Source organism: Brevibacillus sp. FW306-2-1A-C05A, assembly GCF_058781555.1.
In genome coordinates this window covers 1-821 of the sequence record NZ_JBYSWV010000115.1, presented here as the reverse complement: position 1 = coordinate 821, position 821 = coordinate 1, and the positions used below count along the sequence as shown (strand labels likewise).

The following is an 821-nucleotide window of genomic DNA, read 5'->3' as shown; positions in this document are numbered from 1 at the left end:
TGTGAATGCTAATCAAAAAGTTGACCATTTTTGGAGCAAACGCTCATCTTCGAGTTGACCACCTACGATGCTTTTTTTCACACAAAGTAGCATTTTATTTCCTGCACCAAGGATCGTCAAGGATAAAGGGTAAACCCCTTGCTACGCAAGCCCTTGACGATCCTTGGCTCAGTAAAAACATTTGCAATTAGGTGTGAAAATGATGACGTGTGCTCAAACTGTCAGGTGGGTAACTTTATGATGAGCAAAGTGGTCAACATTTTGGTGAGCGTTCACAAATTGAGAGATACGGAAAGAAGAAGGGCTTTCCGAATAAATCTTCTGGATCAGGTATGCATATTTGAGTTTATCGATTTTGGTGATAAATTATTGGAACCTTTGATGCAAAGAAAAGGAGAAGGGAAGATAAAGAACATCGGCCGTACAGGTATAAAATTGAGCTGTGAATTGATTTGCCTGTCAGAAAACAGATTTTTTTGCAACTCTATTTTGTGCTTGATGATGAGGAGTTTACTTTTAAAGGAAAGATTATACGAAAAGAGGAACTGATGAATGAAATAATTTATGGAATTGACTTTATTGAAGCGGATCCCAAAGAAGAACAACGATTACTTCAGGTGATACAAAGAATGGAAATTGAAAGAAGGAAGAAGACGGAATAACCATAATAAAGTTGCGCACCTGTTTCAAGAGCTCTTCACCGTAAAACGTGCTTGATCTCCCTCTATCGCAGTTTTTCGTAGTTATGTAGCCGGTTTACACTCCAGTCTAATGCGAATCTTGAATCTCTCTAGATTGCGGTAGCCGTAGGCTCTTCGTTT

At 38.9% G+C, this 821-nt stretch carries 1 protein-coding gene; it reads left to right on the top strand.

The annotated features are described in order from the left end of the window. The first annotated feature begins 452 nt into the window (after window positions 1-452). Window positions 453-662 carry a PilZ domain-containing protein gene (locus tag AC3WJN_RS25560; RefSeq protein ID WP_286086014.1) on the top strand — a complete coding sequence of 70 codons (210 nt, stop codon included), beginning with the start codon at window positions 453-455 and terminating at the stop codon, window positions 660-662. Window positions 663-821 lie beyond the last annotated feature (159 nt).